At 61.6% G+C, this 14,485-nt stretch carries 6 protein-coding genes; 3 read left to right on the forward strand and 3 right to left on the reverse strand.

Annotated features, from left to right (window positions below; genetic code table 11):
* Positions 1-123: 123 nt before the first annotated feature.
* The 3 genes from FB461_RS10525 to FB461_RS10535 form a co-directional block, all read right to left on the reverse strand.
* On the reverse strand, positions 124-3,756 hold the full coding sequence (locus FB461_RS10525; RefSeq protein WP_142121882.1) for a hypothetical protein: 3,633 nt from the start codon (positions 3,754-3,756) through the stop codon (positions 124-126).
* 81 nt (positions 3,757-3,837) lie between these two features.
* Entirely contained in the window at positions 3,838-5,697 is a 1,860-nt protein-coding gene (locus FB461_RS10530; protein WP_142121885.1) for an Ig-like domain repeat protein, read from the reverse strand.
* A 98-nt stretch (positions 5,698-5,795) separates the two neighbouring features.
* Entirely contained in the window at positions 5,796-5,996 is a 201-nt protein-coding gene (locus FB461_RS10535; protein WP_142121887.1) for a twin-arginine translocase TatA/TatE family subunit, read from the reverse strand.
* A 394-nt stretch (positions 5,997-6,390) separates the two neighbouring features.
* Here FB461_RS10535 and FB461_RS10540 point away from each other — a divergent pair, with 394 nt between their 5' ends.
* The 3 genes from FB461_RS10540 to FB461_RS10550 all read left to right on the forward strand — a co-directional run bounded on the left by FB461_RS10540 (position 6,391) and on the right by FB461_RS10550 (position 14,191).
* Positions 6,391-10,194, forward strand: a complete 3,804-nt coding sequence (locus tag FB461_RS10540; RefSeq protein ID WP_142121889.1) for a glycoside hydrolase family 97 N-terminal domain-containing protein — start codon at positions 6,391-6,393, stop codon at positions 10,192-10,194.
* A gap of 288 nt (positions 10,195-10,482) precedes the next feature.
* Positions 10,483-13,107: a sodium-translocating pyrophosphatase gene (locus tag FB461_RS10545; protein ID WP_211349906.1), complete on the forward strand. Its 2,625-nt coding sequence runs from the start codon at positions 10,483-10,485 to the stop codon at positions 13,105-13,107.
* Complete coding sequence (locus FB461_RS10550) at positions 13,100-14,191, forward strand: glycosyltransferase family 1 protein (RefSeq protein ID WP_246046209.1); 1,092 nt, start codon at positions 13,100-13,102, stop codon at positions 14,189-14,191. Before FB461_RS10545 ends, FB461_RS10550 begins: the two co-directional genes overlap by 8 nt.
* The last annotated feature ends 294 nt before the right edge of the window (positions 14,192-14,485 follow it).

The raw sequence follows: 14,485 nt of genomic DNA on the forward strand, positions 1-14,485 counted from the left end.
CTTGCTAGCCACGCTGTGGAAATCGTGCGGCTCATTCCACATACAACGAACACGGAGGTTCGCGAGGTAAGAAGCGGCCTGCGTAAACAAGAGTTCTCGCAGGCCGCTTGCACTACGTCAGATTCACGGCACCGTGATTGTGATGTCTGTCGCAATCTTGTCGTCGTACACCGATTCGACTCGGATGTGCGCCGTTCCGCGGCCGATTGCGGAGATACGTCCATCCGGATCGAGTGTCACAATGGCGCGGCTTGGGGCATCAACGATGGACCAAACCAGGTCCGACAAGCTTGCATACTGAGCCACGAAGTCGCGCAGCTGCACCACGGGGGTGACGGACGCCCACAGTGGAACGGTGATCTGTTCGTCCACCTCGATGTACGGTTCGGCGATCATGACAATCGAGTCGGTCGCCAGTAGGTAGCCGGTCGCTGCGCTCGCCTTACCAGTGACTTCGTACCGCAGTGTGACCGGACCGGCCGCAGCCACGTTAATGACGCCCTCGTCGATTTCGGCGTACTGATAAGTTCCGAGATTGGTCGGCAGGAATTGATCTGTAATTCCGCCGACTTGGGAACCGTTGTACAGCAGTTTGTACTGCCCGCGCTGGGCATGGCGCTTGATCGTCGTTTGCACGCGATAGCGACCCGCTGCGGGCACATTGACTGTGTACTCTACCCAGTTCCCCGCCTGCGACGCGTTCAGTTTGTGCCAGGTGCCGGAGTTGGCAGGCGTTGCAACGGGATCGCTGACGTTCTCGACTCCCGTGCCAGCCGATGCCGCCGAATACGCTGCCTCGGCCTCGAAGCGCTGCCACGTCTTGCGGACCGACGGCGTGAGCTTGATGTAGTCGACACCAATCTCTCGCTTCGAACCGGACGTGCCAGCACAAACGAACCGGAACTTGTGCTCACCAGCCGAGATCTGCTTCAGCCCATGGCTTCGTTCGCGGAATTCTTGCCCTGGGTAACGTCCGATCGTGTAGTAGTGGTTGTAAGTCTCACCGAGTTGAGTGCCATCAAGCAGGAGCGCGCTCTTGCCACGGCTCTCGTTCGACTTGTAGTGAACATCGACCCGATAAAAACCGGATTCGGGTACGTTCGTGGTGAACTCCATCCACTGACCGTCAGCCGTGAACGTTGCCAACACCCAAGCGCCACCAGACGCGTAGCCCTCGTCCACCTTGCGCCATTCTTGCGCAGCCGAGTCAATGGCAAAGCCAGCAGATTCCGCCTCAATCATCGTCGGGTTGACGAAGCGCGACCGGGATACCACGGGCGGGAAGAGAGCCGAAGCGAGGACGGTCGCGAAGCCACGCCCGTTCGAGTTGAGCGCGACACTGACCGGCTTACCGATATTGCGGATGGGGTCCACAACCATCACTGTGACCGACTTGTTCGGCACACCAACAACATTGACGACCGCACTCTGACGCGTCGCTTTGACCTCAACCGACGTGATGAACTCGTCCTCGTATGCAACCTGGAGATTGCGGCCCTCGACCCGGCGAACCCAGAAGGCCTTGCCCCGCGTCGTGTTCTCATCCAGGTCGATGGGCAGACCGGGCGCACGCAACGCATTAGCCGCGAAGGTCCCGCGATACGCGTACGTGTGTTCCCCAGTGTCGTCAATGGTGACGTCGGAGACCATGTAGTTGTGGTCCGCGTCGAGCCATCGCAGATCGGCAGATACACCCCGGCGATAGCCCATCTTGCCGGTGGCGATAACCAGCGCTTCCTTGCGGTCGTCGTCCGTGTACATCCAGATGTACGGTCCGGCCATAATGTCCCAGTCGGAGCGAGTGTCCCAACCCTCGCCGTAGAAAACGGGGCGCAGGATTTCGCTCGTGAGGGCGTGTACGCGCGGGCTGCGACGCCACTGGTTGAACACACCCATCAGCTCGATGTGAGCTTGCGGCCAGTTGTTCGGGTTCGATGGGTCCTCTGCGAACTTCGTGTTCCGGGCATACATGTAGGAGTAGTAGTCCTCCATGCGGCCGGTCATCTTCCCGGAGTTAATGTACGTTGCCTCGACTGGCAGATGGCCGAACAGGACAATAGCCGTGCGGATACTCAGGTCCTCACCCGTGACGCCACATCCGGCCGTGTTCCACCCATTGTGGGGGATGTGAATCAGAGAGGTGCTGCGGTCAGTCTGGCTGGGGAAGATATCCAACTCGGAGGTGATCTTGGGACGGTACTGTGGGTATTCGTCCGAAATCTCATTCAGCATGTTCCGCGACAAAACTGCCTTGCGGTACACGTTGTCGCTGGGGTGCGAATAACTGGTAACGGAGGAGTTTTGCCAGTATTCGGTGAGGTCGATCATGTGGTGAGCAAGATCGTGTTCCTCGATGAGTTCCTTAATCTGGGCCTTCTTGAAGGCGATGTTGGCCGGGTCAGCCAAGTCACGGCCCTGATTATGGTTTCCACCACACAGACTGAACCAGAGCCCGAAGAGCAACCCCTTGCCTCGCAGCGTGGTGGTGAACTGGTCAAAACTTCCGATGGCCGGGACACGGCCCGGGGACAGTTCGAGGGTGTCCCGATCCTTGTTCCAGTGGTCGTCCATCATGACCATTTCGAATCCGGCTTGTTCGGCCTTCGGAATGGCGTCAGTGTAGTAGAAGTTTTCTACGCCGTAGATGATGTCGTTGGGGTTGTCGTAGTTGTTATAGCCAGCGCGGTCGCGGTGATCCCAGTCGTTGGTGTTGAAGATCGCAGCAGTGTCGTGATAGCGGAAGCGCTTGCGGAAGTGCATCTGGTCTGCGAATTTTCCATCAACCAGGTCGCCCTTGAACACGGTGATGTTCACGGCAATATAGTCGAAGGTCTCCCCCGGGAACAGCACGAGTTGCAGCGATTCCGGGTTGGTCTTGAGGTGGATGTATTGCATCCCGCTCCACGCGTTAATGGAGGCCCACGGTGGGAGCATGCTCTGGTTCGCGCTGTTGAACTCACCCTTACCCTTTTGGGTCTTCCAGTTAAGTTCAGGGCTGAAGGACCAGCCGTCGCCACTGTCGTATACGCAAATGACCTTCTTGGGGACCTCTGCCGCCCGGCCTGGGTGGGAGGTGTCCTCGGGCGCAGGAGACAGCGCGCCACGCGTCGACTTCCACCACGAGTTTGGCGGGTAGTGCAGCGTGTGCGCGGCGTTCGCGAAGCCCATCGCCATGACCACCGAGTTCACGATGGTGAGCTTGGCCGACGGCGCATTGTTCTTCAGACGCGTCAGAAAGCGAATGCCCGTTTCGCCCTCGTACACCTCAAACACCGCAGTCACGGTGAGCGGAATTGCGGCATTCGTCCGCGTAAGGTCCACCTCGATCGCCCGGCCTATAGGCTGTATGCCGGAATGAAGTGTCATATTCAACGGAACGAATCGATACTGGCCGATGGACCATCCACCATCGTCCGCACGGACCGTCGACGACGTTTGCGATTCCGGCCGGACTTCGTATTCGAAAAGCGTTCGGCCATTCGCGACGGTCTGGTATTCAGTTCCCGCGAGCTTGTTGTACAGGCTCGTGATGGTGATGGATCCCGATGCTGTGGAGACCTGCACCCTAATGGAATCGTTCTCCAAGACCCAACCGTTACTAATGGGGGTGATGAGTTCTGCCAACGGATCTGACGTGCTAAGGATGGCGCGGCTGTCCTTGCCAGAGGCGTATCCCTGACCTGCGGCTCCTGCAATAGCCCCCACAGCGGCTGTGCCAACGGCGGCTCCGAGGAAGCCCCTCCTGCTGAATTTCACCTGAGTGTCCTTTCTGAACCGGGTCGGCAGGCAACACTGCGCGCCCACCCGGCCTCGACCGACGCTTGAAGCGTCTGGTGCTTACCGCTTTACCTTGATCGTGATTGTCTTGACGGCCTTCTTAGCGCCACGTGATCCCTTGAACGTAACCTTCGCCTTCACCTTGCCTGGGTTGCGTGTCACCTTGGCAGGCAGTTTGATCGTCTTTGCCTTGCCCGACTTGACTTTGACGGTCTTTACGACCTTCTTGCCCACCCGCACCTGAATCTTGCCGGCCGCCGTGCCAGCGGATTTGGCAACAACGCGCAGCTTGATGCGAGATCCAACCTTTGCGTTCTTCTTCGCCTTCACAGTCAGTTTGGTCTTGGCCTTCACGACCGACAGTGTCACCTGACCGGTACCGGGTCGCACGGTTGCTGTCCCCAGGAACGTAACCGTCAGTGTCAGCGACTGCGGTCGCGCCGTCACCGAAGCCGGAAGCCGAACTGTTGCCGTACCGCCACTGAGCGTGGCAGAGGCCAGCCAAGTCGATCCGGATTTGATCTCAACCGTTCCGCCGGACACCGCACGTCCTTTCGCGGTCACTGCGACGCTCACGATGGCAGTTGATCCGACCGCGACCTTCTTTGCACTGGTCGCCTTGACCGTTGCCTGCGGCAGTCCGCCCCCGTCACCCACAGTGACGTTCGCAGACGGTGATGCCGAAGGCGCTAGTGCCGGGTTGCCGAGATAGTGCGCGGTCAGCGAGTACTGCCCGGAGGGCAGACCCTGAGCGACAGTGAGGTCTGCGATTCCCCCAACGAGGCCTGCCGTGACAAGTACCTGCGTGCCGTTGCGCAATTCAACCTGGCCGGTCGCAGTGGCACCAGAAGCGGCAACACTGGCGGAAAGGGTGAAGGATGTGCCACTCCCAACCTGGAGCGCAGTTGGTTGCAGCGAGGTCGTCGTCGCGTTGCGGGCCTGTTCGCCAACCGCCGCATAACTGGTACCAGATCCGGCCGCTACACCCACATAGCGGGTGCCATCAGCCAGCGGAGGAAGTGACGTGGAACCATCGGTGTCCTGCCCAAACGCGACGGCAGTCCCATCGGAGCGCAGAGCGACGGAGTGCTCGTCCCCCGCCGCGATCGCCGTGTAGGTGACGCCAGACTCGAGAGCGGGCACATCAATCTGCCCCTCGACATCGCGTCCGAAGCCACTAATTTGACCATCGCTACGAAGCGCCAGCGAATGCGCACCCCCGGCCGCGATCGCCGTGTAGGTGACGCCCGCGGGCAACGCGGGAACTTCGGTCTGCCCCTCGTCGCCGCGTCCGAAGCCAGTAATTTGACCATCGCTACGAAGCGCCAGCGAGTGGAAGCCACCTGCGGCGATCGCCGTGTAGGTGACGCCCGCGGGCAACGCGGGAACTTCGGTCTGCCCAGAGGCGTTGTCGCCCCAGGCAAGTACCTTGCCCTGCGAAGTGAGCGCTAGCGAATGCGCGGCTCCGGCCGCCACGCTCACAAAGCCCTCACCTGAGGGCGCGTTGGGGATGCTGGTCTGACTGTACGTATCGTCACCTGCACCCACGACGACGCCGTCATCGCGAACGAAGAGGCTGTGCCAGTCACCCGCAGCGATCCCGACGTAGCTCCTGCCCTGCGGGAGCACGGGGACATCTCGCTGTTCAAGGCTGTCATCGCCTACTCCATCGACCTGGCCATCCGACCGCAATGCCAGGGCATGGGCACCGCCAGCATCGACCATCACGAATGAACCGCCGGCGGGGGGTCGGAAGCCATTGGCCTGCTCATAATCGTTGACGCCAACTGCGACAACCTCACCGACATCGCCACTACCGGACGAACCAACTGCCTGAGAGACGGCGACCGTCACTCCCGCAGCCAGAACAATCGCAGATGACAACGCTGTCAATCGGGCGGGTTTTCCCCACTTACGCATAGCAATTCCAATCGTGTAGTCCGCTTTTGCCTCACCGCAGAGGCTCAAACGCGCTGCTAGGTTGACTCGCGAGGGCAGACCGAGGTCTCCACGTTCAACTACTTAGGGTTTTGCGCCGTCTGCGTCTCGTCAGACTCCGCAGGTGAAGCGTCAAGGCTCAGTTCGCGGACCTCCTTGCGGAAGATCTTGAGCGATTGGCCGACGTTCTTCGCGAGCATTGGCAAGCGCGCAGCACCGAAAACAACAACCAGCACCGCAACGAGAATAATCACGTGCGAAGGATTGCGAAACAGATTCATCCTTGAATTCCCATCGAGCCGGGCCCACCGTCCTTGGTACGCCTCGTTCTCGGAACTTTATACGGGCATCGCGCGATTAGCAAGACTACGTCAGCGGCCCCCACTCATACCGCGCGCACTTGAGATTGCCGCGTTTCTGGGCGGATCATCCGGCAAATCTGCCAGCCGGGAACCCCTCGCGAAATCAAGAAATATCGCCGTATCAAGCCAGAAAAAACGTTTCGGAAATGTCGATTAATTTACGGCGCGCACATTGCGTCGAAGGCAGGGATGTGTTGCCACATTGGCGCCAGTCAAAGTAGTCTGCATTTGGGCCTGTCATCGTTGTCAGTCCTATCCGCCGTGCGAAGGCGCACGACAAACGCGGTCACAATCAGAACGAAAAGAGGCCTCAATGTTGAGGGAATATCGTCCGAGAACTTCTGCCGTGAGGCGGAGGCTACCCCGACTTGCGGCCGTGGCGGTCGCTGCGACTATCGCACTCCCCCTCCTGCCTACTGTTGCGAACGCAGCGGAAACAGAGTGGACAGTCCGTTCGCCCGATAACTCCGTCAGCGCCGATATTTCGCTTGCAAGCGGTTCACTGACGTTGGAGGTCCGTAAGGGATCCTCAAGCGTTCTGACCGTCACCAAACTTGGTGTTGTGACATCCGCCGCGAACCTCTCCCAGGGGATCAGCATCACAAGCACTAGCACTAACTCGATCACAGAGAGTTATTCGATGCTCGCCGGCAAGCAGCATCACCGGTCCGCCGTGCACAACGAACTCGTCCTCAACGCGACAGCGAATGGCCACAACTTCGTGACACGCGTCCGTGCGTCTGACGACGGAATCGCCTACTCGTACGACCTCCCCGCCTCTCTCGGTGCGAGCTACACCGTAACTTCCGAACCAGCACGATTCCAGCTGAACCCAACGGCCCCCGCCTGGTTGCAGTCCTTCGCCCCGTGGTACGAGAACGAACACCAGGTCACGACTGTGGGAGGCGCTGGCACCGGCACCTTCGGCTACCCAGCGACGTTCCGTCCGACGAGTGACACCTACGTGTTGCTGTCCGATTCCGGAGTGTCCGGCAAGTACATCGGCGCTCATCTGACGCACTCATCCGGGGCTAGCGACTTTGGGCTGGAGTTTTACCAGAACGCCGCCGTCAACGCGAGCGGGGCGCTATCGACGCCATGGCGTGTTGCGATTGTCGGGACTGCCGCGGACCTGGTCAGCTCGACTCTCATCGACGATTTGGCACCCGACCAGCGGGTTGAGGACACTTCCTGGATTAAGACAGGGGTGTCCGCCTGGGCCTGGAACACCAACCGAGATGGCGCAGCGATGTCGAGCCTCGCCGTGCAGAAGCGGTTCGTAGACATGGCCTATAAGCACGGCTGGACCCAGTACGTCATCGACGAGGGCTGGCAGGAATCGTGGGTCCCCGAACTCATCCAATACGCAAATGCCCGCGGCGTCGAGATCAACGTGTGGTTCCACTCCAACCGCCTCTGGACAAAGGACCAACGCATCGAATGGTTCTCAAAATTGAAACAGTGGGGTGCCAATGGCATCAAGGTCGACTTCATGGAGTCGGACAGTCAGGCAACCTTCCAGTGGTATGACGACATCCTTAAAGAGACAGCCGAGTACCATCTGACAGTCAACTTCCACGGTTCCACCATCCCGCGCGGCTGGCAACGCACCTGGCCGCAGATCATGAGCTACGAAGGTGTCCGCGGTGAAGAAAACGGACGCAGCGCCGTTCGCGACACGATCCTCCCGTTCACACGCAACGTGGTTGGCTCGATGGACTTCACCCCCACGGTTTTCTCCAACAACACAAACACCTCCAAAGCCCACGAAGTCGGTGAGGCAATCGTTTTCGAATCGGGCGTGCAGCACCTCGCAGATGACACCTCGAGTTACGCCAACGAACCAATCGCTACTAAGTTCCTGGAACAGCTCGAAGTGTCCTGGGATGAGACCCGCCTGGTGCAGGGAACCCCGGGAACGGACGCAGTACTCGCACGACGCAATGGCGACCGCTGGTTCATCGGTGGCGTGTGGGCAGCGAGCCCCAACAGCACCCGCACCGTTCCCCTGGACTTCCTGGGTGCGGGCAACTGGATCGTCGACCTCGTGACGGATTCTGGTTCCTCTCTCGCCGCGCAGACTTTGACCGCAACGTCGGCCTCGTCGCTGTCCGTCAACTCGATTAATAACGGCGGATTCGCGGCTCTCGCGTGTCCAGAGACGCCGGGCCGCACGTCTTGCTTGTCCGCCCCGGGTCCGATCGTCCCCGCCTCCATGCTGACGACGGCCTCAAAGACTGAGGTCGCCCCTGGCGAGATCGTGACCGTATCCAGCACATTCACGGCTGGCCCAGGCGGACCCGTGACTAACGTCAAGGTCTCCCCCAACACGCCCGCCAACTGGACCCTAATCTCAGGCAACAAGCAAAGTGTGGTCTCACTTGCCTCGGGTGAGTCGATCAATTCGACGTGGCGATTCCGCGTTGGAAACTCGAGCAACAAAGAGACCGTTAACCTCGGCATCGCAGGGGAATACACCAGCCCCTCTGGGCGCATCGCAACGGCGATTGGACTCAGCCCAATCGTCGTGGCCCCAACCATCAAGCCCCCGCAGGGAACGGCATATATCTCCGATTTGCCGTTCACCTTCACCAAGACTGGGTACGGATCGGTCATGCGGGACAAAGACATGAACGGCAACCCGATCAACATCGGTCCCGACCCGACAACCTACGAGAAGGGCATCACCGTGCACGCCATCGGTGAAGTCCGCGTTTACCTCGGTGGGGCATGCACGACCTTCAGTACGACGGTCGGCCTCGAGCCTGGCGGTTCGACAGCATCCGAAGGCTCAGTCACCTTTGAAATCAAGGGTGATGGGGTGTCCTTGGCAACGGCTGGAAGCAACGCGAGCCCATTCCGGGAAAACACGCCCGGCCAGGCCATCACGATCTCGGTAGCGGGAGTCCAGGAGCTTTCGCTCAACGTTGCTGACGGCGGGAACTACATCAACAACGACCACGGGGCATTCGGCAACGCCGTTCTGCACTGCCAGCCAGGACCTGCACCAGACACCACGGCACCGACCGTGGAGCTGTCCACCGCACCTGCCGCCCCGGGCCCGTCAGGTTGGTTCACCTCCCCTGTCGTCGCAACGGTAACCGCTACTGATGACGGCGATGAGGCTCCGTTTGTCAGCATCAAGGTGGGCAACAACGGCTGGGATGAGTACTCGGCACCTGTGACGATTAACGACGGCGTCCACGCCGTCGCGGCAGAGGCAGTCGACATTGCTGGAAACGCAACCACGCTCCCGGACCGGACGATCAAGGTTGACACGGTCGCGCCAGTCGTGACCGTCGCACCAGACGATTCCGCCGGCACCCTGACGATCGCAGCGACTGACGAGACGTCGGGGATTGCTTCGATCGAGTACAAGGTCGGCAACGGTTCCTGGCAGCAATACACGCAAACCACGGTGGTGCCCCGCGGTGTCATTGTCCGCACTCGGGCGACTGACAACGCTGGCAACGTGGCACTTGGCGACGTCATTGCACTTTCAGGCGGCTCAGGTGGCGGCGGTGACAACGGCACTTCTGGCACATCGACCGCGGCTATCGTCGCTCCGGGTTCGGGCGTCTACGGCGTCGCTCAGAGCATCGCCGTGCGCGTCTCGTCCAACTCAGCGTCGCCTAGCGGGACCGTACGAGCGACCCTCGGCGGGAAGGTAATTGCCGTCGCGCAGCTCAAGAGCGGGCGCGCGACCGTCAAGCTCCCGTCCTCGCTGGCAGTGGGGAGGCACCAGATTGCCGTTTCCTTCGTGGGTACTGCAGCGCTTCGTCAGTCGTCCGACGTAGTCGCTGTGGCGGTGGCGAAGGCGAAAGTTACGTCCATCAAGGTGTCGGGCAAGAAATACACCAGGGGTAAGGCACCGCGGGTGACGGTAACGGTGGGCAAGCTGACCAACGGAACCTATGCGACGGGCAAGTTGCGCGTCACGGTCGGCAAGAAGACTGTCCGCACGGTGACGCTGACCGCCAAGAAGCGCGGGAAGGTGAACGTCAAACTCCCCGTAGCCAAGAAGCGTTCCATCAAGGTTCGCGTCCAGTTCGTTGCGAGCAACACCAGACAAGTTACTGGCGTGAAGTCGAAGACGCTCAAGCTCAAGGCCCGCTGAGGCCACCGCTTGAACCTTGCACAACCCTGACGGGGGCGCAGTTCTCATCTTCGGATGGGAACCGCGCCCCCTCTCAGTTTATTTAGGCATCAGGCCGGTAGCCGAGGCCCCGTCCGCACCGCTGGGTTGATCACAACCTACGGAATGGACGAGTCCTCCGTAACTCCCGGCGTCATCGAGTCGCCCTCGAGGCGGCGATGACACCCAGCAGGGACGAACGGCCCGGGATTGTGACCCAGGCCACGCATAGCGTCGAGAGGTAAAGGCAACGCTGCCGAGCACACAGAGGTGATTCCCTTGCACAACTCCAAACGATCAGGGACCGATCAACGGTCCAAGTTCAGGCGCGGAGGGCTCGTCCTCGCCGCGGCCCTGCTCACCCCTCTTTGGGCCGCCGCCCCCGCCCACGCTGCAGAACTCGGAGGCGAGGCGAACCTGCAACTACCCAATCTCGGTGACATCAAGGTCGCCGGCATCGGCGGCCACACGCTGCTCGGCATCGCGTTCGGCATCTGCCTGCTGGGCCTGGTCTTCGGCGTCGTCGCCTACTCGCAACTGCAGAAGCTGCCCGTTCACAAATCCATGCGGGAGATCTCCGAACTGATCTACTCGACCTGCAAGGAGTACCTAATCAAGCAGGGCAAGTTCCTGCTGGTGCTGTGGGCGTTCATCGCAGCCGTCATCCTGCTCTACTTCAAGGTGCTGGTCGGGTTCTCCTGGGGCAAGGTCGCGATCATCCTCGCGTTCTCGCTGATCGGCATGGGCGGATCCTTCGCGGTCGCCTGGTACGGCATCCGGCTCAACACGTTCGCCAATTCCCGCGCCGCCTTCGCGTCGCTGGACGGCAAGCCGCTGGCGCAGCACCGCATCCCCATGAAGTCCGGCATGTCGATCGGGATGGTCCTGATCAGCGTCGAACTGATCATCATGCTGTCGATCATGCTGTTCCTACCAGGTGACATCGCGGGCTCCTGCTTCATCGGATTCGCCATCGGTGAGTCGCTCGGCGCGGCCGCGCTGCGCATCGCGGGCGGCATCTTCACCAAGATCGCGGACATCGGCGCCGACCTGATGAAGATCGTCTTCAAGATCAAGGAGGACGACCCCCGCAACCCCGGAGTCATCGCGGACTGCACCGGCGACAACGCGGGCGACTCGGTCGGCCCCAGCGCGGACGGCTTCGAGACCTACGGCGTGACTGGCGTCGCGCTCGTAACCTTCATCCTGCTCGGTGTCCACGACCCAGCGATTCAGGGCACGCTGCTCATCTGGCTGTTCTTCGTTCGCGCGATCATGCTCGTCGCCTCCGGCATCTCGTACTTCAGCAACGACGCTTTCACCAAGGCCAAGTACGCCAGCGCGATCCGCATGAACTTCGAGGCGCCGCTGACGGTACTGGTGTGGCTCACCTCCGCGGTCTCGATCGCGCTCACCTTCCTGACGTCATACATCCTGCTCAACGGACTCGAAGCCGCGCCGGGACTGTGGTGGCGGCTATCGACGATCATCACCTGCGGCACGCTCGCAGGGGCGCTGATCCCGGAACTGGTGAAGGTGTTCACCTCGACCAAGGCGCGCCACACGCAGGAGGTCGTCAAGAGCTCGCGTGAGGGCGGGCCGTCGCTCAACATCCTCTCCGGCCTGGTCGCGGGCAACTTCTCCGCCTACTGGCTGGGCATGGCGATCGTCGGCCTCATGGCCGTGGCCCTGCTGTTCGCCAACCAGGGGCTGGACGAGATCATGCTCGCCCCCGCGGTCTTCGCGTTCGGGCTCGTCGCGTTCGGATTCCTCGGCATGGGTCCGGTCACGATCGCTGTCGACTCATATGGCCCGGTGACGGACAACGCCCAGAGCGTCTACGAGCTCTCACAGATCGAGGAGATCGAGAACATCGACGAGGAGCTGCGCACCGAATTCGGCATCGAACCCAAGTGGCACGAGGCCAAGCGCATGCTGGAGGAGAACGACGGCGCGGGCAACACGTTCAAGGCGACCGCCAAGCCGGTGCTGATCGGAACGGCCGTCGTGGGTGCCACGACCATGATCTTCTCGATCATCATGACGCTCACGTCCGGGCTGACGGTCGGCCTGTCGAACCTGTCGCTGCTCCATCCGCCGTTCCTGCTCGGGCTCATCTCGGGTGGCGCCATCATCTACTGGTTCACCGGCGCCTCGACGCAGGCCGTGACCACCGGCGCTTACCGAGCCGTGGAGTTCATCAAGGACACCATCAAGCTCGACGAGAACACGCCCAAGCGGGCGTCCGTGTCTGACTCGCGCAAGGTCGTGGCGATCTGCACGCAGTACGCGCAACAGGGCATGCTGACGATCTTCCTGGCGGTGTTCTTCACGACCCTGTCGTTCGCGTTCATCGAGCCGTTCTTCTTCATCGGCTACCTCGTGTCGATCGCCGTGTTCGGGCTCTACCAGGCGATCTTCATGGCCAATGCGGGCGGCGCGTGGGACAACGCGAAGAAGATCGTCGAGGTGGACCTGCACGCCAAGGGCACCGCGCTGCACGATGCCTCCGTCGTGGGTGACACGGTCGGCGATCCGTTCAAGGACACCTCCTCGGTGGCCCTGAATCCGGTCATCAAGTTCACGACCCTGTTTGGCCTGCTTGCGGTCGAACTCGGGGTGTCCATGACCGACAAGGGCCAGAGCGGACTGGTGCACGTGCTGGCCGCGGTGTTCTTCGTGATCTCCGCCTGCTTCGTCTACCGGTCGTTCTATGGCATGCGGATCAACACCTCACTCGATCAGGGCGACGACCTTCGGATACCGGAAGACCCATCCCGGCCTGATGGCAGTGAGTTCAAGGACGAGTCCTCCGTCCCCACTGCGGACGTGACCGGCCCAGAGGATGTCATGCGAGCCGACGAGGCACTCGTCGGCAAGGAAGCGGGTGAATGACGTGAGAGTCGCGATCAAGTACGACAACGTATTCGTCGATGCCGACGGCAACATCGCCGGGCACGAGACGGGAGACACGCTGGTGCGCCGCCTTCTGCGGCTGTTCCCGAACTCGATCGTCATCGGGGCGGGGCCACGCAAGGGCAATGGCTTCGACGTCCTGCCGCTGGAGTTCATCGGCGGCGAGGACGTGATCGTCATCAACATGGACGTGATCGATTCGGTCGAGGTCTGGCGCACATTGCACCAGAACTCGGAATCGCCCAAGGTGATGAACTTCCTTTGGTGGCCCGTCGCGCGCTTCAAGTCGCACATCGAGAAGGCGGCGCTCGCCCTCTCGGTGGCGCTGTTCCCGACGTTCGCGAACTCCGAGCGGACGGCCGGGGAGGCGCGTGAGATCGTGTCCAAGTGGGACGCTCAGCCGCTCGCGGAACGGGCGATCATCGCGTGGGTCAACCTCGGATTCAGGCACGAGCACGTTCAGCCGCGCCGCGAGGCGACCGCCCCGGTCGTGCTTTACCCGGCGATCTACGTCACGGCGCCCAAGCGCCCCCAGATGTTCTTCGACATCGTGGAGCGGGTGCACGAGCACACGGACATCCAGGTGGAGGTGCGCCTCACCGAATCGCAGCTCGTCTCAGAGATCGCGATGCGCTATTCGCGGCGCGACTGGATCTGGATCGGGCCGCTGACCGCTGGGCGCGACTCGTACTGGGAGGCGCTCAGCCGCACCACGGCGTTCCTGGCCACCGCGGAGCAGGAATCGTACGGGCTCATGTACGTCGAGGCGCTCGCTGCTGGCGCTATCGGGATATTCCCGAATCTGCCGTGGGCGCACGCGCTCGTGCCGGACCGGTATCCGTTCTTCTACGACACCCCACAGCAGGCGGAGGAACTCCTGCGCCGCGCGGTCACGCAGCCGGAAGAGTGCCTCGGCGAGATGGACGCGGCGGCCGGGACCGGCTTCCAGCGCTGGTTGCGGTCGCGTCACGACGATGACATCTTCGAGCGGGTCATTCTGGCTCGCGTGAACCAGTGGTTCGACGCGACATTCGACCTGCCCAAGTCGCTGAGCGAAGTCTAGGCTGCCGAGACCACCGAGCGGCGAGCCCAAGGGCCGTTGCGCTCCCCATCGGGGGAGCGCAACGGCCCTTCGACTACCCCGCGAACTCAATGGCCTCTTGGCAGTCCCCGGCAGCATGAGGGCTATAGGGGTGATCGGCTCGCACCGGGGGTGCCGACCTGTTCGCGCCACGCCGATACCGTTCACCGGTAGGTGTTCCCCGGAAGGTGTTCAGCGGCAGGCAGGGCATATCCCGGACGCTGCTGACGCGACCGCATGAGGGAACGTGAAAGGGCGGCCCCGACCGTGAGGCCG

It is taken from the genome of Rarobacter faecitabidus (assembly GCF_006716265.1).
Taxonomy (GTDB): domain Bacteria; phylum Actinomycetota; class Actinomycetes; order Actinomycetales; family Cellulomonadaceae; genus Rarobacter; species Rarobacter faecitabidus.